This window comes from Rhodococcus sp. NPDC060090, from assembly GCF_042729855.1.
GTDB lineage: Bacteria > Actinomycetota > Actinomycetes > Mycobacteriales > Mycobacteriaceae > Rhodococcus.
Genome location: NZ_JBHWXB010000004.1, coordinates 58,949 through 79,573, shown reverse-complemented (window position 1 = coordinate 79,573; position 20,625 = coordinate 58,949). Strand labels below are relative to the sequence as shown.

The following is a 20,625-nucleotide window of genomic DNA, read 5'->3' as shown; positions in this document are numbered from 1 at the left end:
AAGCATTATAAGGAAATGGACACCGCAGAGTTGATCCGTTCCCTTCCCACAGACCTGTTCCTCGGCGGCCGCTGGGTAGCCGCGGAAGGGGGTGCCACCTTCGCCGTCCGCGATCCGGCCACCGGCGACGAACTGACCCGAGTGGCAGATGCTTCGCCCGGTGACGCTGCCAGAGCACTCGACGCGGCCGTGGCGGCCGGACGCGACTGGGCGGCGACCCCTCCGCGTCAGCGCGGCGAGATCCTCCGGAGCGCGTTCGAAAAGATCACCGCGCGTGCCGACGACTTTGCCCACCTCATGTCGCTCGAGATGGGCAAAGCGCTCCCCGAGAGCCGATCCGAAGTCGCCTACGGCGCCGAGTTCCTGCGATGGTTCTCCGAGGAAGCGGTCCGCATCGCTGGTCGCTACGCCCAGTCCCCGGCCGGGACGGGACGCATCCTCGTCACGAAGCAGCCGGTGGGGCCGTGCCTCGCCATCACACCGTGGAACTTCCCCCTCGCGATGGGCACCCGCAAGATCGGCCCCGCGCTCGCGGCCGGCTGCACCATGCTGGTCAAACCCGCATCCGAAACCCCGCTGACGCTGCTGTTGCTCGCACAGATCTTCGCCGAGGCAGGTCTTCCCGAAGGCGTGCTGTCGGTGCTACCGACGTCCCACGCGAGCGCGGTCACCGAACCCCTGCTCGAGGACCCGCGGCTGCAGAAGCTCACCTTCACCGGATCGACCGGGGTGGGCCGCTCACTTGCCGAAGCCGCAGGCCGGTCGCTGCTGCGCACCTCACTCGAACTCGGCGGCAACGCACCGTTCCTGGTGTTCGACGACGCCGACGTCGACGCTGCCGTCGACGGCGCCGTGGCCGCGAAGCTGCGCAACGGCGGCGAAGCCTGCACCGCCGCGAATCGATTCCATGTCGCGAACTCTGTGAAGGAGGAATTCGTCACCAAGCTGCTCGAGCGGATGTCGACCTATCGGATGGGGCCCGGCACCGACCCGGACACGACGCTCGGACCCCTGATCAACGAATCCCAGCGGAACACCGTCGTCGAACTCGTCGACGACGCGGTCTCGGCCGGTGCACGAGTGCGCCTCGGCGGTCAGGTCCCGGACGGTCCGGGATGGTTCTATCCCGCAACCGTGATCGACGACGTCCCGCAGCAGGCCCGCATCCTGCGCGAGGAAGTGTTCGGGCCCGTCGCCGCGATCAGCGGGTTCGACACGGAGGACGAAGCGATTGAAGCCGCCAATGCCACCGAGTACGGGCTGGCGGCGTATGCCTTCACCAACGATCTGGACCGAGCACTACGCCTCTCGGACGCGATCGATTCCGGCATCCTGGGCGTCAACCGCGGAGTGGTCTCCGACGTCGCCGCACCGTTCGGCGGTGTCAAGGATTCCGGACTCGGCCGGGAAGGCGGAAGCGAAGGTATCGAGGAGTACCTCGATACCAAGTACATCGCCTTGCAGTGAACCGACCGCCTTGCAGTGAACCGACCGTCTTGCAGTGACCGGGACTAGTGGCCGAGGCGTCCACGGCCGAGGCGCAGCAGCAGCATCGCCAGGGTGTGGCCTTCCTGGCCGAGCTCGCTGAAGCGCTCGAGCACCTTCATCTCACGGCTATGGACGAGCCTGGTACCACCGGAGGCCATGCGCGTACGGCCGATCAGACGGGACACTTCGGCGCGGCGCTTGACGGCGGCCAGGATCTCCGCGTCGAGGCGGTCGATCTCCTGGCGGAGCTCATCGATCTCGGCCTCGGTGGTGGGCACGGGGTCGGTTGCGACACCGTTCGGGGTGGCAGCTCCGTCGGACATGGAAGCGTCGATGTTCGTACTCATGTCATCTCCTCGCGTCAGCTCTGAAATCGTCCGGGAAACGGGGGCTGTTACCGGAATCGGGAAACGTCGGTGGTCGAGACGCGAAACCGACCGTACGATCGCAGCTCGGCCGAACGAAGGACACATGACATGGCGTCCAGTTTGCCACTCGGACACCTCGCGGCCAAGTCGGATTCGATGTCCGACCCGTCCGGTAGTTTGGGAAGACGATGAACACTCCTGCAGCGCTCGCCCATTCGCTCCCCGCTTCTGACGCCCTCCTCGAGGGTCTCAATCCGCAACAGCGGGAAGCGGTCACCCACGAAGGTGCACCGCTGCTCATCGTCGCCGGAGCAGGTTCGGGTAAGACGGCCGTGCTCACCCGCCGGATCGCGTATCTGCTGGCGGAGCGCGGTGTAGCACCCGGGCAGGTGCTCGCCATCACGTTCACCAACAAGGCCGCGGCCGAGATGCGCGAGCGTGTCGCAGGCCTCGTCGGGCCGCGCGCGCATTCGATGTGGGTCTCGACGTTCCATTCGAGCTGCGTGCGGATTCTCCGGGCGCAATCGGCACTGCTGACCGGCATGAACTCCAACTTCACGATCTACGACTCCGACGACTCCCGTCGCCTGCTGACGATGATCGCGAAAGATCTCGAGCTCGACACCAAGAAGTACTCCGCCCGGCTGCTCGCCACCCAGATCTCGAACCTGAAGAACGAACTGATCGGCCCCGACGAGGCCGCAACCACCGCGAGCTCCGATCCCACTCCGCTTCCGAAGCTCGTCGCGAGTGTGTACGCGCAGTATCAGAAGCGGTTGCGTGCGGCCAACGCATTCGACTTCGACGACCTCATCGGCGAGACGGTCGCGCTCCTGCAGGCGCATCCGCAGGTCACCGAGTACTACCGTCGCCGCTTCCGTCACGTTCTCGTCGACGAATACCAGGACACCAACCACGCGCAATATGCGCTCGTGCGCACACTCGTGGGCGACCCCGACGAACCGGCCGCTGTTCCGCCGAGCGAACTGTGTGTGGTGGGCGACGCCGACCAGTCGATCTACGCGTTCCGCGGCGCGACGATCCGCAACATCGAGGAATTCGAGCGCGACTACCCGCAGGCCCGCACGATCCTGCTCGAACAGAACTACCGGTCGACGCAGAACATCCTGTCGGCCGCGAACGCCGTCATCTCCCGCAACACCGGGCGCCGCGAGAAGCGGCTGTGGACCGACGCAGGCACAGGAGAAGCGATCACCGGCTACGTGGCCGACAACGAGCACGACGAAGCCCGATTCGTCGCCTCCGAGATCGACAGGCTGGTCGACACCGGCGAGGTCAAGTACTCCGACATTGCGGTCTTCTACCGCACCAACAACGCCTCCCGGCCCTTCGAAGACGTGTTCATCCGTCACGGTGTGCCCTACAAGGTGGTCGGGGGAGTGCGCTTCTACGAGCGCAAGGAGGTGCGCGACGCCGTCGCCTATCTGAAGGCGCTCGACAACCCCCACGACACCGTGAGTCTGCGTCGGATCCTCAACACCCCTCGGCGCGGTATCGGCGATCGCGCCGAGGCGTGTGTCGCCGTCCACGCAGAACGGCACGGTGTGAGTTTCGGGCAGGCACTGCTCGACGCGGCGGAAGGCAACGTCGCGTTGCTGAACACGCGCGCGCAGAAGGCGATCGCAGGCTTCGTCGGTATGCTCGACGACCTGCGGATGATGTTGAGCGAGACCGACGCCGACGGAAACGACGCGGCCGACATCGGCGACGTGGTCGAGGCGATCATCGAACGCACCGGCTACCGCGCCGAACTTGCCGCCAGCGACGACCCCCAGGACGGCACCCGCCTCGACAACCTGCACGAACTCGTCAGCGTCGCACGAGAATTCAGTTCTGACGCTCGCAACGCAGCCGGTGTGGTCGAGGTGGAACTCGAAGAAGGAGAGCCCGCTCCGGGTTCACTCGCGGCGTTCCTCGAGAAGGTGTCGCTGGTGGCCGATGCCGACCAGCTCCCCGACAACGACGACGGCGTCGTCACGCTCATGACGCTGCACACCGCGAAGGGCCTCGAGTTTCCGGTGGTGTTCGTAACCGGTTGGGAAGACGGGCAATTCCCGCACATGCGTGCACTCGGCGACCCGGCCGAGTTGTCCGAGGAAAGGCGCCTCGCGTACGTGGGGATCACCCGCGCGCGTCGTCGTCTCTATCTCTCTCGGGCGGTGCTGCGTTCGGCATGGGGACAGCCGGTGACCAACCCGGAATCACGCTTCTTGCAGGAGGTTCCGCAAGAACTCGTCGATTGGCGCCGGACCGATCCGGGGCCGACGCGGGGAATGTCGATCGGTTCGGGAACGGGCTCACGATTCTCGGACGGCGAATCACGTTCGGCAACTCCGAGTTTCGGTGCCGCACGGGGGCGGAACAATCATCTCGTGCTCGCCGTCGGCGATCGCGTCACACACGACAAGTACGGACTGGGGTCGGTGCTCGAAACCAAGGGAGCCGGGCCAACAGCGACGGTGGTCATCGACTTCGGAAGCGCAGGCAAGGTGCGGCTGATGCTGGTCGGCGGTGTGCCGATGACCAAGCTCTGAGTGCAGTGCTTTCACTGCAGTGCTCTTACTGCAGTGCTCTGCTGCAGTGGTGTCGTGCTGTGCCGGCGGAGTGCCGAGGATTGGGCTCAGTCGCGGTTGAAACCGAGGGCGATGCCACGTGTCGCGAGCCACGGGATGGGGTCGATCTTGTCGACGCCGTTGAGGTGAACCTCGAAATGCAGGTGGGGGCCGGTGGAAAATCCACGGTTGCCCATGGTGGCGATCTGATCGCCTGCCATGACGTGCTGGCCGACGCTCACCATCGACTGGTCGATATGCCCGTACACGGTGACCGTGCCGTCGGCATGGAGCAAGCGGATCCACATACCGAAGCCCGATGCCGGGCCGGAGTCGATGACCTCACCGTCGGCCACCGCGAGGATCGGGGTGCCGATCGGGCCCGCGATGTCGACGCCCGCGTGCAGGGTGCCCCAGCGGGCTCCGTAGTTCGAGGTGAAGGCGCCGACGGCAGGAAGAGCGAACAGGGGACGACGGGCGGCCTCTTCGCGCGCTGCCCGCTCCTCGCTGAAACGCTGGCCCTTGGCGAGAAGATTCGAGAACTGCGACAGGTCGTTGGGATCCGCGATGTTGAGAACCTGGGGCGCCTGTGAGGCCGCTGCGCCGCCACTCGTGGAATCGGAGGCGAACTGTGCAGCCTGCGGCACGGCCGTCGCGGTGAGCGTGCTCGAGTTCGCGCTGTCGGCGGCGAGTGCGATCTCGGAAGTCTCGGGGCTCGAGCCGGAATTGCTGCTCGCGGCCTGTCCGGCGGCGACGACAGCGCCGGCGGCAACCGCGAAGACGGCTGCGCGACCCTTGAGCGCGGTGGGGGGTGTGGGGATGCGGTGGGCACCTGTACGGGGCGCGGGGGAGTTGACGTCCTCGACCGGCTCGCTGCCGTAGTACGTGGGTTGTGCCTTACCGGAGTTGCGGAAGTCGGTATCGCGGAAGTGCGGGGTATCGCGGAAGTGCGGGGCATCGGACGAGGCCCACGGGTCCCAGGCCTCCGGTTCGGGGGTGGAGCGGCGAGCGGGGCTGCCGGTGATCTGGCTGCCTGGACGCATGCCGTCCTCCTTCATCGTGACCTCATCGTTACTTCAACTGGATGAGACGGTAACGAAACGGTCGCGTAGGTGGCAAGCCGTAGGACCGAACCAGGCCCTTATGTGACTGGCATCACAGTGTGGACCAGGTCGAATCGGGCCATTCCCCCGAGGTCACGAATCGAAACCCTCGGATATCGCTGAGGTTGCAGATGTGATCGGCAAGTGCCGCAGATTGCTGTGTGCGCGACCACCGGATCCCCCGTCGGGTGCCGGTCGTCATGTGGCATCGACCACCTGTCATTCTGGACGAGGTGGTCCTCTCGGTTGTCGTCCAGCTACCTTCCCGGAGGTAACCCCGTGAGGTAGTACGAGACCTGCGGATTCGGTGATGTGCGCCACAGAGTGCGGGCGCGGTCGTTTCGCAGGTCGTCCGAGAAACTAGAGTCCGAAATCGGCCCGCTCATTACCCCCGAGCGGGCGAGAACGCAGACGAGACGGTGAGCAGATGGATCTCTTCGAATACCAGGCGAAGGAACTCTTCGCCAAGCATGACGTGCCGACTTCGGCCGGCCGTGTGACCGACACCGTCGCCGGTGCCCGCGAGATCGCCGAGGAAATCGGCAAGCCCGTGATGGTCAAGGCGCAGGTCAAGGTCGGTGGCCGCGGCAAGGCTGGTGGCGTGAAGTACTCCGCCACTGCCGACGACGCGCAGACCCACGCCGAGAACATCCTCGGCCTCGACATCAAGGGTCACGTCGTCAAGAAGCTGCTGGTCGCAGAGGCGAGCGATATTGCGGAGGAGTACTACATCTCCTTCCTGCTCGACCGCACCAACCGCACCTACCTGGCCATGTGCTCGGTGGAGGGTGGCGTCGAGATCGAGGTCACCGCAGAGGAGAACCCCGACGCGCTCGCGAAGATCCAGGTGGATGCCGTCAAGGGCGTCGATCTCGCCTTCGCCCGCCGGATCGCCGAAGCGGGCAAGCTGCCCGCAGAGGTGCTCGACGCAGCTGCCAACACGATCCAGAAGCTCTGGGAGGTGTTCATCAAGGAGGACGCTCTCCTCGTCGAGGTGAACCCCCTCGTCCGCACCCCCGACGACCAGATCCTGGCGCTCGACGGCAAGGTGACGCTGGACGAGAACGCTGCGTTCCGTCAGCCCGGCCACGAGGCATTCGAGGATCGGGACGCCACCGACCCCCTCGAGCTCAAGGCCAAGGAGAACGACCTCAACTACGTCAAGCTCGACGGCGAGGTCGGCATCATCGGTAACGGTGCAGGCCTGGTCATGTCGACCCTGGACGTCGTCGCCTACGCCGGCGAGAAGCACGGCGGCGTCAAGCCCGCCAACTTCCTCGACATCGGCGGCGGCGCTTCGGCTGCCGTCATGGCTGCAGGCCTCGACGTCATCCTGAACGACGCGCAGGTCAAGAGCGTGTTCGTGAACGTCTTCGGCGGCATCACCGCGTGCGACGCGGTTGCCAACGGCATCGTCGGTGCCCTGAAGACCCTGGGCGACGAGGCCAACAAGCCGCTCGTCGTGCGCCTGGACGGCAACAACGTCGACGAGGGTCGGCGTATCCTCGCCGAGGCCGCTCACCCGCTGGTCACGGTCGTCGCAACCATGGACGAGGCTGCCGACAAGGCCGCCGAGCTCGCCTTCGCCGCGAAGTAAGGGACACACAGAACAATGGCAATCTTCCTGACCAAGGATTCCAAGGTCATCGTCCAGGGCATCACCGGCGGCGAAGGCACCAAGCACACCGCGCTGATGCTCAAGGCCGGCACCCAGGTCGTCGGTGGCGTCAACGCACGCAAGGCCGGCACGACGGTCTCGCACACCGACAAAGATGGCAAGGCCGTCGAGCTGCCGGTCTTCGGCACCGTCGCCGAGGCCATGAAGGAGACCGGCGCGGACGTCTCGATCGCGTTCGTTCCCCCGGCCTTCTCCAAGGACGCCATCGTCGAAGCCATCGACGCGGAGATCCCGCTGCTCGTGGTCATCACCGAGGGCATCCCGGTGCAGGACTCCGCGTACGCGTGGGCCTACAACGTCGAGAAGGGCAACAAGACCCGGATCATCGGCCCCAACTGCCCCGGCATCATCACCCCCGGTGAGGCGCTCGTCGGCATCACCCCGGCGAACATCGCAGGCAAGGGCCCGGTCGGCCTGGTCTCCAAGTCCGGCACGCTGACCTACCAGATGATGTTCGAGCTCCGCGAGTACGGCTTCTCGACGGCCATCGGTATCGGCGGCGACCCGGTCGTCGGCACCACCCACATCGACGCCATCGAGGCGTTCGAGAAGGATCCCGAGACCAAGGTCATCGTGATGATCGGCGAAATCGGCGGCGACGCCGAGGAGCGCGCTGCCGACTACATCAAGGCCAACGTCACGAAGCCGGTCGTCGGCTACGTCGCGGGCTTCACCGCTCCCGAGGGCAAGACCATGGGCCACGCAGGCGCCATCGTCTCCGGCTCCTCGGGTACGGCCCAGGCCAAGAAGGACGCCCTCGAGGCTGCAGGCGTCAAGGTCGGCAAGACGCCGTCCGAGACCGCTGCCCTCGCGCGCGAGATCCTGGCTTCGCTCTGAAGCCTGTAGCGCCTGAGCAGTTCCACCGCGGCGCCCTCCCGAACCTCACGGTTCGGGAGGGCGCCGCGTTCGCGTTCCCACCGTCTTGTTCGTCGACCCGCGCCCCATCGCGTCGCTGAGCGAATGTATCCCTCGTTAGTTCTGACAAGCCGAATGAGCCATTCGCTCAGGTGTGGGGGAGAGGTTCTGGCCGGTTCACCGATCGATCCATTCGGTGCCCGCGGGCTCGAGCTCACCTGTACCCGAGGTCAGCGACGCCACCAGGCCTTCAAGTTCGGTCGGATCACCGGCGACCGTGAACACCACTCGGTCCGTGTAGGCGACGTCGAGCAGCACCACTCCGCGCCCCCGCAACTCTGCTTCGAGTCGTCCGGCATCGGCATGCCCGACTCCCAAAGTGAATTTCTCGCGTTTGCGGCGTTCGACGAGCGAGGCGGTGTCCAGCGCCGTCGACACCGCGCCCGAATACGCGCGCACGAGACCTCCCGCACCGAGTTTGATGCCGCCGAACCATCGGGTGACCACCACGACGACGTTCACGAGGTCGCGATGGTGCAGCACCTGCATCATCGGCACCCCGGCCGTGCCGCCGGGCTCGCCGTCGTCACTCGACCGCTCTGCGCGGTGCGCCTGATCGTCACCCACCACGAAGGCCCAGCAGTGGTGACGTGCGTCGGGGTACAGCCGACGTTGCTCGCCGATGAATGCCGTGGCGTCCTCGGACGAATCCACGCGACGGAGCGCGGCGAGGAAACGCGAGTTCTTCACCTCCGTCTCGACGGCAATGTCCGATCCTGGCGCGAGTGTGTGCGGCATGGCCACCATTCTGGCGCCGGATGCATAGGGTGGTGATCAGCGACCGACTACTGCAGGAGGCTCGATGTCATACACCAGCGGCCCATCCGTGCCGAGCAAGGTTGTGCCGTTGCTGTTGCCCATCGGTGTGGCAGTCCTCGGCATCGTGAACTTCATCGTCGGACTGGCCCCATACGTGAGGATCACGTTCGGCTCGTTCGTGTCGCTGTCGTCGTTCGACTTCGGCTTTGCGGTCGTGCCGCTCGCGCTGCTGCTGTTCGGCGGTGGTTGTGCGGCCCTGTCGTTGCTGCCGGGCCAAGACCTGCGCGCGGCCGCGGTGGTCGCGTCGGGGGTCGGTTTCGTCACGTCGCTGTTCCAGCTGTTCCACCTGCCCCAGGACACGGGCATCGCCTGGGGCGGCGTGACGATCCTCGTCCTCGGTCTCATTCAGACGGCGCTCGCCGTGTTCGCGTTGCTCTTCGGGATAGGTGTCCTTGTGCCGGGGCAGCGACCTGCCCAGCACGGCGGGTACGGGCAGGGCTTCCCACAGCAACCCTTCCAGCAGGGCGGTACCCAGCAGGGTGTTGCACAGCAGGGTGTTGCACAGCAGGGCTTCCCTCAGCAGTTTCCTGCCGGTCAATACGGTGGGCAATATCCTGACCAGCAGGGTGGGCAATATCCTGCCCAGCAATTCGGAGCACAACAGCAGCAGTTCGGAGCACAGCAGCAACCCGGTCGGATGCAGAACCCGGGAATGCAGCAGCCCTACCCCGGCCAGCAGGACCAATTCTCGGGGCAGATACCCCAGCAAGCCCCCTACAGCGAATACCTGCAGCCGTACGCGGCGGCACAGCGCGAGGCAGTGTCGAACGAGCAGACGCAGTCGCACGAACCGGTGCAGTCGCACGAACCGGTGCAGTCGCACGAACAGACCGAGCCGGATCGGTCCCGCGACACGGGATCGGGCACGGTACCTGTGGCCGAGAACACCGACGAGGCGCCGACTCAGGTGTTCCGTGCACCCGACGACCAGCGGTGATCGGCGCGCCTGACACCGTCGACCGGCCGACGGTGCAACCATCGAGGCGATGACTTCGACGCTCGGCCGGCCCGTTCGGCACACACCTTCCGAGGACGACCAGCTCGACTCGGAGCGCTTCCGGATCCTGATCGCTGCGGCGACGCGTGTTCCTGCGGTGACAATCGCCTTCGTCGCGACCCTCGTGGTGACCACGATGGTCGCGGTGAACAGCGATCTCACGGGAATCTACGCGGCGATCGCCGGTACATGGCTTGCACTGCACCAGGTGACCCTGACGATCGACGGCACCTCACTCGGCGTGCTGCCACTGCTTCCCACAGCGCTCATCGTGTGGCAGGCGGCGCGGGCGAGTGCCGCGGCCGTGGATGCGACCATCGACCACACCGAACAGAATCTGACGCTGCAGGACGCGTTGCGGGTCATCGTCGCGACCATCGCGGGGCCCCTGGTGATCACGGTGGTCGCACTCGTCGTGATGCAGGATGCCGCGGGTGTCCTCCCTGTGACGCCGCCCAACGCGGCTGCAGCTCTGGCCTGGGTCACCGGTCTGTACCTGCTTGCCGCAGTGCTGGGGGTCGGCTCCCGGACGTGGCTGGTGGTGTGCCGACGCTACGACATCCCGGAATGGCTCGTTCTGTCGGTGCGCCCGGCGGTGCGAGCGCTACTGAGCATGTTCCTGATGGGTGGTGTGCTCACCGCGGTGGGCATGGCGTTGTCGTGGACCACCATGGGAGACCTGCTCGAGCGAGGTGGGGGAGTCGTCGGTGTTCTGGGGCTGACGGTGCTGTCGATTCTCTACCTCCCCAATGTCTTCTTCGGCGCCTCATCGATTATGGCCGGAAGCACCGTGCAGTTCGGCGACGTCCGGTTGAGTCTGTTCGAGGCGAGCGGCGGCGATCTGCCGGCACTCCCCGTCCTCGCCGCGATTCCGGCCGGTCCTGCGGCTGCGTTCTGGCCCGTGATGCTTGCCGTGCCGGCGACTGTCGGCGCGCTCGCGGGCCGGTTCGTCGCGCAGCGCGTCCTGCAGGCGCAGGCAGATGGTGTGCCGGTGCGTAGCGCCGACGCGTCGCTGACGATTCTCGCGACAGCCGCCCAGACCGGAATCGCGATCGCTCTGCTGACTTGGGCAGCGGGCGGCCCGCTCGGGATCTTCGGGATCGTGGGCAGCAACTGGTGGCTCACCGGTGTTCTGGTCTTCGCATGGGTTGGCCTGCTCGGGCTGATCACCGCTCAGTTGCTGATGTGGAGGGAAGGCAAGTTCGCCGCGGCGCAGACGCTCGACGACGACGCCTTCGACGCCGACACCGACGAATACGACACCGACGACGAGTACGACGACGATCTCGACTTCGATGAAGATGACGACGACGCCGCCGACGAGGTCAAGGCGATCGAGGGCCCCGACGCTGAGACTGTCGACGACGACGCAGACGACGCAGACGACGCAGACGACGCAGACGACGCAGACGACGCAGACGACGCAGACGACGCAGACGACGCAGACGACACAGACGACACAGTCGACACAGATATCGACGATGACCCGAACGTCATCGAGGCAGAGGTGGTCGCCCTCGAAGACGACGAGTCGGACACTGCGGTCGACGCAGATACCGATCGTGGGGCATCCGGCATTGTCGACGGGGAGGTCGAAGACAAGCGCGAGAAAGGCGGCGACTAGTCTCTGAGGCGGCCGCCTTTCCGGCCTGCCCCCTCGAGTTCCAGGAGTAGAGCGCTGACTGCCTCGCGTGACCAGCTGCCGCCCACCGCGCCCGCGCGGATCGTCGTCCTCGCTTCGGGTACGGGAAGTCTGCTGCATTCGCTCCTCGCCGCGACCCACACCGATGGATATCCCGCGCAGATCATCGCGGTCGGGGTGGACCGCGTGTGCACCGCGCAAGAGCACGCCGACGCCGCAGGCATTCCGCAGTTCGAGGTCGCTTTGCGCGACTACGCCGATCGCACCGAGTGGGATCGTGCCCTCACTGCCGCCGTCGCGAAACACGAACCCGACCTGATCGTCACCGCAGGGTTCATGAAGATCCTGGGTAACACGTTCCTCGAACGTTTCGGTGGGCGAATCATCAATACGCACCCCGCTCTGCTGCCGTCGTTCCCCGGCGCGCACGCCGTCCCCGACGCGCTGGCCTACGGCGTGAAGGTCACCGGGTCGACCGTGCATCTCGTCGACGGTGGTGTGGATACCGGGCCGATTCTCGCGCAGGAACCAGTGCCGGTTCTCGACGGCGACGACGAGGCGGCCCTGCACGAACGCATCAAGGTTGTGGAACGACGCTTGCTGGCCGACGTTGTCGCCGCCGTCGCGACCCGTGGAGTTGTATCCGATGGACGAAAGGCCGTGATCCCCAGTGACCGAACGTAAGACTGTGCGCCGCGCACTGGTCAGCGTCTACGACAAGAGCGGACTGGTCGAGCTGGCGAGTGGGCTGCACGATGCGGGCGTCGAACTGGTGTCCACCGGCTCCACCGCCGCGACGATCGCCGGAGCAGGCGTGCCCGTGACCCGGGTCGAGGAGCTCACCGGGTTCCCCGAATGCCTCGAAGGTCGCGTCAAGACGCTGCACCCGCGTGTGCACGCAGGCATCCTCGCCGACACTCGCAAGCAGGACCACCTCGACCAGATCGCCGATCTCGGCATCGAGGCCTTCGAGCTGGTGATCGTCAACCTGTACCCGTTCACGCAGACCGTGGCATCGGGCGCGACCCCCGACGAGTGCGTCGAGCAGATCGATATCGGTGGCCCGTCCATGGTGCGTGCTGCCGCGAAGAACCATCCGTCGGTGGCTGTGGTCGTCGACCCCGCCGGTTACGGTGACGTTCTCGAATCCGTCAAGGGTGGCGGGTTCACGCTGGCGCAGCGCAAGCGTCTCGCGGCGCAGGCCTTCCAGCACACCGCCGCGTACGACGTTGCGGTCGCGAGCTGGATGAACAGCGGTTATGCAGCTGAGTCCGGGGCGAGCGAAGCGACGGGGAATGCCACTGAGGATAGGTCCCAGTTCCCGGAATGGGCAGGCGCGACGTGGACGCGGACGAACGTGCTGCGCTACGGCGAGAACCCGCACCAGGCCGCGGCACTGTACGTGTCCGAGGGTGGCGAGCCCGGGCTGGCGCAGGCCGAGCAGTTCCACGGCAAGGAAATGTCGTACAACAACTACCAGGACGCCGACGCCGCGTGGCGCTCTGCGCACGACCACAGTGAGCCGTGCGTCGCGATCATCAAGCACGCCAACCCGTGTGGCATCGCGATCTCCGACGACATCGCCGCAGCCCACCGCAATGCGCACGAGTGCGACCCGGTCTCGGCGTTCGGTGGCGTGATCGCCGCGAACCGCGAGGTCAGTGTGAAGATGGCCGAGCAGGTCGCCGAGATCTTCACCGAGGTGATCATCGCCCCGTCGTACGCCGACGGTGCCGTCGAGGTGCTCTCCCGCAAGAAGAACATCCGGATCCTGCGTGCGGATCCGCCGAAGTCGGCGCAGATCGAGATGCGTCAGATCTCCGGTGGTCTGCTTCTACAGGAGCGCGACGCGCTCACTGCCGAGGGTGATTCGCCCGCCAACTGGCAGCTTGCGTGCGGTGACCCCGCCGACGAGGCAACTCTGCGCGACCTCGAGTTCGCGTGGCGTACGGTGCGTGCCGTGAAGTCGAACGCGATTCTGCTGGTGTCGGGCGGCGCGACCGTCGGTGTCGGTATGGGGCAGGTAAACCGGGTCGATTCGTCGCGGCTCGCTGTGACCCGCGCCGGTGATCGTGTCGTCGGTTCCGTTGCGGCGTCCGACGCGTTCTTCCCGTTCGCGGACGGCCTGCAGGTTCTGACCGAGGCGGGCGTCAAGGCAGTGGTGCAGCCGGGCGGATCGGTGCGCGACAACGAGGTCATCGACGCTGCTCGCGAGGCCGGAGTCACGCTGTACCTGACGGGTGCGCGCCACTTCGCACACTGAGCAAGATCCTGCGCTGAGTCGATCTTCGCAGGGCTACCGCCCACTCACAGTCGCTGTTGTCAGGCGGCGTGCGAGTGGGCGGTGTGCTGTGCGGGGTCTTCGAGGATCCCGCGGTCGTCGGCGATGACGAGGCGGGCAGCGCCGCGATCGAGCAGTCGGCGGATGAGATCTGCGGCTTCGGCGCCCTTCTCGGCGTCGACGTGGCTGAGATCGATGGTGATGGCGTGGCCTGTGAGATCTTCAGGCAGCTCTTGCGGGATCTCGCCCATAGCGGTGAGTCGGAATTTCATGGTGTTCTCCTGTTGGAAGGTAAAGAAAAAGGCACCCGGGGCGAAGTGCCCGGGTGCCCGAGAGGCGAGTCGTCGAGGACTCTATTCTCGGGGTTGCCGCGGGGCTACGTGGGAGTGGAAGAAGGCGAACGGTACGAAGCGGCGCTTACAGAAGTGATACTGACGTTGCATCGGACCGTACCTTTCTCGAGTACTCCAGCGGGTTAACGGCAAACCATACACTATCGACGCGTAAGTGACATCTAAAATTCCCCGACGCATCGCGGACGACCTGGTCAGAGCGATTTGAGCCACTTCTCGAAACCGGAGGTGAACTCCTGGGAGTAGGGCAGGTCGGCGACGTAGTCGGAACCGGTGGACTGCTGGTCGCCGATGTCCTTGAGGACGTGGTTGGTGCGCTGCATGCGCAGCGACGTCAACCGGGTGTGCACCAGGGCGGAGTCGAGCGCGTCGACGTCCTCGATGCGAACCTGGATGTCTTTCGACGAGACGGTGGTGAGCACGGGGAGATTGCCGTCGACCTGCGCGGCGAGCATCCGCGGATCGAGGGCATCCTCTTCGGCGAGTGCCTTTGCGTTGGCCGAGACGAGACCTGCGTTGCGCAGCGGCTCGGGCAGGTTGTCGCTCAGCGTGCCGTCGGCGCGCAGTGACTCGACAGCACCCGCCAGCGCGACACGTAGTTCGTCGGCGATCTGCACCGGGAGCTGCCGCGCGGACACCACGGCGTCGAGCTGGGCGTCGATCTGGGCGGTCAGCAGGTCGAGCAGGCGCACGGCCAGCGGCTCGAGCAGACCGAGGCCCTTGATGTCGATCTCGTTCCCCGTCGCTCCGCTCGCCTTGCTGTCGTGTTGAGCGGTGTCCTGGGCGAGAGCCAGGGCGATGAGCGCACCCTCGCTGTGTCCGATGACGTACATCCGTGTGGAGTCGACGCCACGTTGCCGTGCGAGGAACGCCATTGCATCGGCGGCTGCGTCGATGAACGTCGAGAATCCGAGATCGGCGACGTCTTCGACTTCGTAAGGGCCGAGGCCTGTGGTGCCGCTGCCGAGCTTGTCGTAGCGCAGGCTGGCGAACCCGTTGTCTTCGAGGACGTCGGCGAGATGGCGAAGCGTCCCGATCGGGCCCGGGAGCAGGGCGCTGTCGCCGTTGCGATCGGTGGGGCCGCTGCCCGCGAGCAACAGAACTGCCGGTACCGCTCCCTTGATCGAGACGGGGATGCGCATGCTGCCGTGCAGGGTCACATCGCCGCTGGAAAAGGTGATCTCGGTGTCCGACATGTCATTTGTCTATCAGAAGGACCCGACCGTGCGGGCATTCAGGCCGGTCGTGCGCGGCGTGCGCGTCGCATCCGGTCGTATCCCTTGAACCCGACCCAGCCGAACAAGATCAACAAAGGGATGATGAGCAGCGGCAGGACCAGCGCGATCAGCGACGTCACGAACGACACGGTGCTGTCGACCACCGACAACACGGGGTTGCCTGCTCCCGCGGTTGTGGCGGTACTCACGGCGCGGGTGCCGGTCTGCGCGGTGCTCACCGCAAGCGCGGTGGGCGCGCCCACGACGATCCCGGCGATCGCCGCCCACGTCGGATCGAGATTGCTGAACGCCGCCCACGCCACCAGCGCACCCGCGATCGGGCGAGTGACCGTACCGGCCAGAGACAATGCATTGTCGACGAACGGGATCAGATCTGCGAGCACCTCCGCGACGGTCGCGATCGCCAGCGCCGTGAGCGCCGCCATGGAACCGACCCACTGCATCGAATCACCCACGGCAATGCCGAACAGTTCGAAGTGCACGGCCGCGCTCAACATCAGCAGCGGGAGGAACGTGCGCAACCCGGTCGCGGCGGCCAGGCCGAGACCGAGCAGTGTCACCAGGAGCCAGGTGTCCATGAGCGGAAGTGTAAGTGCGACACGCCCCGGCGCTGCCCTTTCACGCCCCGGGAAACCGGAGGGGATGCCGAAACGACGCGACGGTCGTACCTTGGGTGAGGTGACGTCACCCACATCCCGCCCATCCACCCTCGGTGAGCTGCGCGCGTCCGGACACGTGCAGCGCTCCGTCAAGGATGAGATCAGGCAGAACCTGCTCACAGCGCTACGCGACGGCGCCGACCCGTGGCCCGGCATCGTCGGATTCGACGAGACGGTGGTCCCGCAGCTCGAACGGGCCTTGCTCGCCGGCCACGACGTGGTGTTGCTCGGTGAGCGAGGTCAGGGCAAGACCAGGCTGCTGCGCACCCTGCCGCTACTGCTCGACGAATGGACACCCGTGATCGCCGGGTCGGAACTTGGCGAGCATCCCTACGAGCCGATCACACCCGCGTCGATCCGTCGCGCGGCCGAACTCGGCGACGACCTGCCCGTCGCGTGGCGGCACCGCAGTGAGCGTTACTCGGAGAAGCTGGCCACGCCGGACACGTCCGTCGCCGACCTCGTGGGCGACGTCGACCCCGTCAAGGTCGCGGAGGGTCGCAGCCTCGGCGACCCCGAGACCATCCACTTCGGTCTCGTGCCGCGTTCGCACCGCGGCATCGTCGCCGTCAACGAGCTGCCCGACCTCGCCGAACGCATCCAGGTGTCGCTGCTGAACGTGATGGAGGAACGCGACATCCAGGTGCGCGGATACACCATCAGGCTTCCGCTCGACGTGCTGCTCGTGGCGAGCGCCAACCCGGAGGACTACACGAACCGCGGGCGCATCATCACTCCGCTCAAGGACCGCTTCGGCGCCGAGATCCGCACCCACTATCCGATGGAACTCCACGACGAGATCGCGGTCATCGAGCAGGAAGCCGACCTGCAGGCACGCGTCCCAGGATTCCTGCTCGAGATCCTCGCGCGCTTCACCCGGCTGCTGCGTGAGTCGACGTCCGTCGATCAACGTTCCGGTGTGTCGGCGCGGTTCGCGGTCGCGGGTGCCGAGACCGTCGCCGCCGCGGCCGTGCGCCGCGGTGCGGTGCTGGGGGAGGCCGACCCGGTGGCGCGCCCGGTCGATCTCGCCACGGTCGTCGAGGTGCTGCGCGGCAAGGTCGAATTCGAGTCCGGTGAAGAAGGACGCGAATTCGAGGTCCTCGACCATCTGCTGCGTCGCGCGACCGCAGAGACCGCGCGCGCCCGCCTCGCAGGCATCGATCTCGCGCCCCTTGTCTCGGCCGTCGAACAGGGCGAGCCCGTGGTGACAGGTGAGCGGATCACGGCGAAAGTACTGCTCGACGAGCTGCCGGAACTGCCGGTGCTCGACGACGTCGCCGACCGACTCGACGCGAGCGACCCCGGATCCAGGGCATCCGCAATCGAACTCGCCCTCGAAGGGCTCTACCTCGCACGCCGGATCTCCAAGGACACCGGCGACGACGGCGCGGCGGTGTACTCCTGATGAGTCGGGCCGCTCGCTACGGTCCGTATCACGGCGGTGACCCGCTCGCTCCGCCGGTGGATCTGCGCGAGGCACTCGCCTCGATCGGCGACGACGTCCTCGCCGGTAGCTCCCCGCGGCAGGCCCTCCGCGAGTTGCTCCGGCGCGGTCAGGACAACATGCGAGGCTTGGACAAACTTGCGGCGCAGGCGAACCGGCGTAAGCGTGAGCTGCTCGACCGCACCAACCTCGACGGCACCCTGCGGGAAGTGCGCGAACTGCTGGACAAGGCGGTCCTCGAAGAACGGAAAACGCTCGCGCGGGCCCTCGACGACGATGCGCGCTTCTCGGAGATGCGCATGGAGGAACTTCCGGGTTCCACGGCGCAAGCCGTGCAGGAACTCGCCGACTACGACTGGCGCAGCACCCAGGCGCGCGAGGACTACGAGAAGATCCGCGACCTGCTGGGCCGGGAGATGCTCGACCAGCGATTCACGGGGATGAAACAAGCGCTCGAGGGCGCGACCGCCGAAGATCGGCAGCGCATCGCCGAGATGCTCTCGGACCTCAACGATCTGCTCGACAAGCACTCCCGCGGTGAGGACACCCCGGAAGATTTCGAACAGTTCATGGCCGAGCACGGCGAGTTCTTCCCGGAGAATCCGCAGAACGTCGAGGAACTGCTCGACTCTCTCGCGCAGCGTGCTGCCGCGGCGCAGCGACTGCGCAATTCGCTGACGCAGGAACAGCGCGACGAGCTCGATGCGCTGGCTCAGCAGGCATTCGGATCACCCGACCTCATGCAGCAGCTCGACCGGCTCGACGGGAACCTGCGCGCGGCAAGGCCCGGTGAAGATTGGACGGGGTCGCAGCGGTTCCGTGGCGACGAGGGCATGGGGCTCGGAGAGGGCACCGGTGCGCTGCAGGAGATCTCCGAACTCGACCAGCTCGCCGAGCAGCTGTCGCAGCAGTATGCGGGTGCGTCGCTCGACGACGTCGACCTCGACGCACTCGAACGTCACCTCGGCCCGGAAGCCGCCGCCGATGCGCGAACCCTCGCCGAACTCGAGAAGGAACTGCAGAAACAGGGGTTCTTCGATCGCGGTGCCGACGGACAGTGGCGCTTGTCGCCGAAGGCGATGCGGCAACTCGGGCAGCACGCGCTGCGCGATGTGATGAACCGGATCTCGTCGCGGGGCGGGCAACGCGAGACGCGCCGCGCGGGTGCGATGGGTGAACCGACCGGGGCCACCAAGCAGTGGGAATTCGGCGACACCGAACCGTGGGATGTGGTTCGGACCTTGACCAATGCGACCCTGCGCGATCCGGGGGTGCCCGTGCGGATGGCGGTGTCGGACGTCGAAGTGGTCGAGACGGAACAGCGTGCGCAGGCCGCGGTCGCGCTTCTCGTCGACACCTCGTTCTCGATGGTCATGGACGGACGATGGGTGCCCATGAAGCGCACCGCGCTCGCATTGAACCACTTGGTGTCCACCCGCTTTCGCGGCGATGCACTGCAACTCATCGCGTTCGGACGGCACGCGCGCGTCGTGACGGCCCCCGAACTCGCAGGGTTGGACGGCGTCTACGAGCAGGGCACCAACCTGCATCACGCGCTGTTGCTCGCGGGCAGACACGTACGACGTCATCCGAACGCGCAGCCGGTGGTGCTCGTCGTCACCGACGGCGAGCCCACCGCGCACCTCGAACCGGACGGGTACGCGGCGTTCGACTATCCGCCCAGCGCACGGACACTCGGGCTGACCGTGCGGGAACTCGATCATCTCGCGAAGATCGATGCGCAGGTGACGATCTTCCGTCTCGGCGACGATCCCGGGCTCGCACGGATCGTCGACCACATGGCGCGGCGTGTGGGTGGCCGGGTGGTGGCGCCGGATCTCGATGGTCTCGGTGCCGCGGTGGTGGGCAACTACGTGCGGATGCGGCGGCGTCGCTAGCTGCGCAGGGCGCGCCACGTCGAGGTGGCCGCCGCCGACAGCAGGGCCGCCGTCACCCAGAACACCGAGGCGACACCCGCGACGCCGGCGATCGCGCCCGCCGCGAGCGGCACCATCACCTGACCGAGACGGTTTCCGGTGAGCCGCACCGCGAGCGCCGACGCTCGATCCGGCGGCGCGACCAGCCCGACGACCCACGTCATCGTCAGCGGTTGCCCCACACCCCAGAACACCCCGCACACCGCGAGCAGCACACCGATCACCCACGGATTCGGCACCAGCGGGATCAACGCGACCGGCACGATCGTGCCCGCCGTCGCCGACAACAGCAGCTGCCGACGCGGGATCCGTCGCAGCGCCCACGGCAGCAACGCGCGCGACACGATCGACGCGACGGTCCGCGCGGTGAGCAGCGCCGACACGAGCAGCACCCCGAATCCGAACTTCTCACCGAGAAGCGGCAGGTACACCACGATGAGGTCGACGGAGGCCAGCACGATCAGGCTCGACAACATCGCGGGCTTCATGCCGGGGGTGGCGAGCATCGAACGTACCGATTGGGGTGGCCCGTCGTCGGCGCTGCGCCCCGATCCGGGCGGTTGCCGCAAGCCGAGGACGAAGGGCAACGCGAGCGCCGCCAGCACAGTCATCGCCACGAGTGCGCCCGTGGTCTCGACGTCGCCGTCGCCGGTGCTGTGTGTCGCGGCGATCGCACCCGCGATCGGTACGCCCACCGCCTGTCCGATCGACACACCGAGGGTGATGCCGGCAAAGCCACGGTCGAGTTCGCCCGGCGGCGACAGGATCGAGACGAATGCCTGACCGGACACGGTGACGAGCAGCTGGCCGAGCCCGAGCACGATGTTGCCGAGTCCGAGCACCAGCAGGCCCGAACTCATCGCGATCAGTCCGACCCCCACCGTGGACACGACGATCCCGACACGCAGGATCACGGTGGCGTGACCGCGGTCGACGGCACGTCCCATCCGGACCGCCGCGAGCAACGGTACGAGCGCGTACAGGGCAGTGATGATGCCGATCGCCGCGGCGTCGCCGCCGAGGGAGAGGATCCGGTAGGAGACGAGGACGCGCACCGACTGGAATGCCGCATGCAGCAGTGCGGTGGAGACGCAGAGGTAGAGGAGCCAGTGCCGAGGAGGAGACTGCAT

The 20,625-nt window shown here is 66.6% G+C and carries 17 protein-coding genes; 10 read left to right on the top strand and 7 right to left on the bottom strand.

Annotated elements, in window-relative coordinates:
• Positions 1 to 15 precede the first annotated feature (15 nt).
• Positions 16 to 1,467: an NAD-dependent succinate-semialdehyde dehydrogenase gene (locus ACFWCF_RS06860; RefSeq protein WP_378558848.1), complete on the top strand. Its 1,452-nt coding sequence runs from the start codon at positions 16 to 18 to the stop codon at positions 1,465 to 1,467.
• 44 nt (positions 1,468 to 1,511) lie between these two features.
• Here ACFWCF_RS06860 and ACFWCF_RS06855 read toward each other — a convergent pair whose 3' ends face one another.
• The gene (locus tag ACFWCF_RS06855; protein ID WP_378489311.1) at positions 1,512 to 1,811 is read right to left on the bottom strand and encodes a chorismate mutase; all 300 of its coding nucleotides are present in this window, start codon (positions 1,809 to 1,811) and stop codon (positions 1,512 to 1,514) included.
• 233 nt (positions 1,812 to 2,044) lie between these two features.
• On the opposite strand from ACFWCF_RS06855, the gene pcrA reads away from it, so the two are divergent.
• Positions 2,045 to 4,411: a DNA helicase PcrA gene (gene pcrA / locus ACFWCF_RS06850; RefSeq protein WP_378558845.1), complete on the top strand. Its 2,367-nt coding sequence runs from the start codon at positions 2,045 to 2,047 to the stop codon at positions 4,409 to 4,411.
• An 86-nt stretch (positions 4,412 to 4,497) separates the two neighbouring features.
• Here the strand turns inward: pcrA and ACFWCF_RS06845 are convergent, their stop codons facing one another.
• A complete protein-coding gene (locus ACFWCF_RS06845) occupies positions 4,498 to 5,472 on the bottom strand; it encodes a M23 family metallopeptidase (RefSeq protein ID WP_378558842.1) in 975 nt (324 codons plus the stop codon).
• Between the two features lie 487 nt (positions 5,473 to 5,959).
• Between ACFWCF_RS06845 and sucC the strand changes: the two genes are divergently transcribed.
• A complete protein-coding gene (gene sucC / locus ACFWCF_RS06840) occupies positions 5,960 to 7,129 on the top strand; it encodes an ADP-forming succinate--CoA ligase subunit beta (protein WP_378489298.1) in 1,170 nt (389 codons plus the stop codon).
• 15 nt (positions 7,130 to 7,144) lie between these two features.
• Positions 7,145 to 8,047: a succinate--CoA ligase subunit alpha gene (gene sucD / locus ACFWCF_RS06835; protein WP_378558839.1), complete on the top strand. Its 903-nt coding sequence runs from the start codon at positions 7,145 to 7,147 to the stop codon at positions 8,045 to 8,047.
• 195 nt (positions 8,048 to 8,242) lie between these two features.
• Here the strand turns inward: sucD and ACFWCF_RS06830 are convergent, their stop codons facing one another.
• Entirely contained in the window at positions 8,243 to 8,863 is a 621-nt protein-coding gene (locus ACFWCF_RS06830) for an IMPACT family protein (RefSeq protein ID WP_378491883.1), read from the bottom strand.
• A 64-nt stretch (positions 8,864 to 8,927) separates the two neighbouring features.
• Here ACFWCF_RS06830 and ACFWCF_RS06825 point away from each other — a divergent pair, with 64 nt between their 5' ends.
• From ACFWCF_RS06825 to purH, 4 genes are read left to right on the top strand one after another with little or no spacing between them, the layout of a single operon-like run.
• Entirely contained in the window at positions 8,928 to 9,881 is a 954-nt protein-coding gene (locus tag ACFWCF_RS06825; RefSeq protein ID WP_378558836.1) for a DUF5336 domain-containing protein, read from the top strand.
• Between the two features lie 49 nt (positions 9,882 to 9,930).
• Positions 9,931 to 11,565, top strand: a complete 1,635-nt coding sequence (locus tag ACFWCF_RS06820; RefSeq protein WP_378558833.1) for a DUF6350 family protein — start codon at positions 9,931 to 9,933, stop codon at positions 11,563 to 11,565.
• Positions 11,566 to 11,619: 54 nt separating this feature from the next.
• Positions 11,620 to 12,267 carry a phosphoribosylglycinamide formyltransferase gene (gene purN / locus ACFWCF_RS06815; protein WP_378559411.1) on the top strand — a complete coding sequence of 216 codons (648 nt, stop codon included), beginning with the start codon at positions 11,620 to 11,622 and terminating at the stop codon, positions 12,265 to 12,267.
• Complete coding sequence (gene purH / locus ACFWCF_RS06810; RefSeq protein WP_378491886.1) at positions 12,254 to 13,846, top strand: bifunctional phosphoribosylaminoimidazolecarboxamide formyltransferase/IMP cyclohydrolase; 1,593 nt, start codon at positions 12,254 to 12,256, stop codon at positions 13,844 to 13,846. The genes purN and purH overlap by 14 nt, the downstream gene beginning before the upstream one ends.
• A 59-nt stretch (positions 13,847 to 13,905) precedes the next feature.
• Here purH and ACFWCF_RS06805 read toward each other — a convergent pair whose 3' ends face one another.
• From ACFWCF_RS06805 to ACFWCF_RS06795, 3 genes are all read right to left on the bottom strand, one after another.
• Positions 13,906 to 14,136 (bottom strand): hypothetical protein, encoded by a 231-nt coding sequence (locus ACFWCF_RS06805; RefSeq protein ID WP_378491887.1) that lies wholly within the window; start codon positions 14,134 to 14,136, stop codon positions 13,906 to 13,908.
• Positions 14,137 to 14,411: 275 nt separating this feature from the next.
• Complete coding sequence (locus ACFWCF_RS06800; RefSeq protein ID WP_378558830.1) at positions 14,412 to 15,413, bottom strand: alpha/beta hydrolase; 1,002 nt, start codon at positions 15,411 to 15,413, stop codon at positions 14,412 to 14,414.
• Between the two features lie 38 nt (positions 15,414 to 15,451).
• Positions 15,452 to 16,033: a DUF4126 domain-containing protein gene (locus ACFWCF_RS06795; RefSeq protein ID WP_378558827.1), complete on the bottom strand. Its 582-nt coding sequence runs from the start codon at positions 16,031 to 16,033 to the stop codon at positions 15,452 to 15,454.
• Between the two features lie 100 nt (positions 16,034 to 16,133).
• On the opposite strand from ACFWCF_RS06795, the gene ACFWCF_RS06790 reads away from it, so the two are divergent.
• A complete protein-coding gene (locus ACFWCF_RS06790; protein WP_378558825.1) occupies positions 16,134 to 17,519 on the top strand; it encodes a sigma 54-interacting transcriptional regulator in 1,386 nt (461 codons plus the stop codon).
• Positions 17,519 to 19,456, top strand: coding sequence for a VWA domain-containing protein (locus tag ACFWCF_RS06785; RefSeq protein WP_378491891.1), 1,938 nt, complete (start codon positions 17,519 to 17,521; stop codon positions 19,454 to 19,456). Before ACFWCF_RS06790 ends, ACFWCF_RS06785 begins: the two co-directional genes overlap by 1 nt.
• On the opposite strand, the gene ACFWCF_RS06780 is transcribed toward ACFWCF_RS06785, so the two are convergent.
• Entirely contained in the window at positions 19,453 to 20,625 is a 1,173-nt protein-coding gene (locus ACFWCF_RS06780) for an MFS transporter (RefSeq protein WP_378491892.1), read from the bottom strand. The two genes, ACFWCF_RS06785 and ACFWCF_RS06780, sit on opposite strands and share 4 nt — an antisense overlap.

What these genes read in the sequence shown, in the direction of transcription:
- ACFWCF_RS06860 (WP_378558848.1), top strand. Translation starts at nt 16, where the DNA reads ATGGACACCGCAGAGTTGATCCGTTCCCTTCCCACAGACCTGTTCCTC.
- ACFWCF_RS06855 (WP_378489311.1), bottom strand. Translation starts at nt 1,811, where the DNA reads ATGTCCGACGGAGCTGCCACCCCGAACGGTGTCGCAACCGACCCCGTG.
- pcrA (WP_378558845.1), top strand. Translation starts at nt 2,045, where the DNA reads ATGAACACTCCTGCAGCGCTCGCCCATTCGCTCCCCGCTTCTGACGCC.
- ACFWCF_RS06845 (WP_378558842.1), bottom strand. Translation starts at nt 5,472, where the DNA reads ATGCGTCCAGGCAGCCAGATCACCGGCAGCCCCGCTCGCCGCTCCACC.
- sucC (WP_378489298.1), top strand. Translation starts at nt 5,960, where the DNA reads ATGGATCTCTTCGAATACCAGGCGAAGGAACTCTTCGCCAAGCATGAC.
- sucD (WP_378558839.1), top strand. Translation starts at nt 7,145, where the DNA reads ATGGCAATCTTCCTGACCAAGGATTCCAAGGTCATCGTCCAGGGCATC.
- ACFWCF_RS06830 (WP_378491883.1), bottom strand. Translation starts at nt 8,863, where the DNA reads ATGCCGCACACACTCGCGCCAGGATCGGACATTGCCGTCGAGACGGAG.
- ACFWCF_RS06825 (WP_378558836.1), top strand. Translation starts at nt 8,928, where the DNA reads ATGTCATACACCAGCGGCCCATCCGTGCCGAGCAAGGTTGTGCCGTTG.
- ACFWCF_RS06820 (WP_378558833.1), top strand. Translation starts at nt 9,931, where the DNA reads ATGACTTCGACGCTCGGCCGGCCCGTTCGGCACACACCTTCCGAGGAC.
- ACFWCF_RS06805 (WP_378491887.1), bottom strand. Translation starts at nt 14,136, where the DNA reads ATGAAATTCCGACTCACCGCTATGGGCGAGATCCCGCAAGAGCTGCCT.
- ACFWCF_RS06800 (WP_378558830.1), bottom strand. Translation starts at nt 15,413, where the DNA reads ATGTCGGACACCGAGATCACCTTTTCCAGCGGCGATGTGACCCTGCAC.
- ACFWCF_RS06795 (WP_378558827.1), bottom strand. Translation starts at nt 16,033, where the DNA reads ATGGACACCTGGCTCCTGGTGACACTGCTCGGTCTCGGCCTGGCCGCC.
- ACFWCF_RS06785 (WP_378491891.1), top strand. Translation starts at nt 17,519, where the DNA reads ATGAGTCGGGCCGCTCGCTACGGTCCGTATCACGGCGGTGACCCGCTC.
- ACFWCF_RS06780 (WP_378491892.1), bottom strand. Translation starts at nt 20,625, where the DNA reads ATGCAGTCTCCTCCTCGGCACTGGCTCCTCTACCTCTGCGTCTCCACC.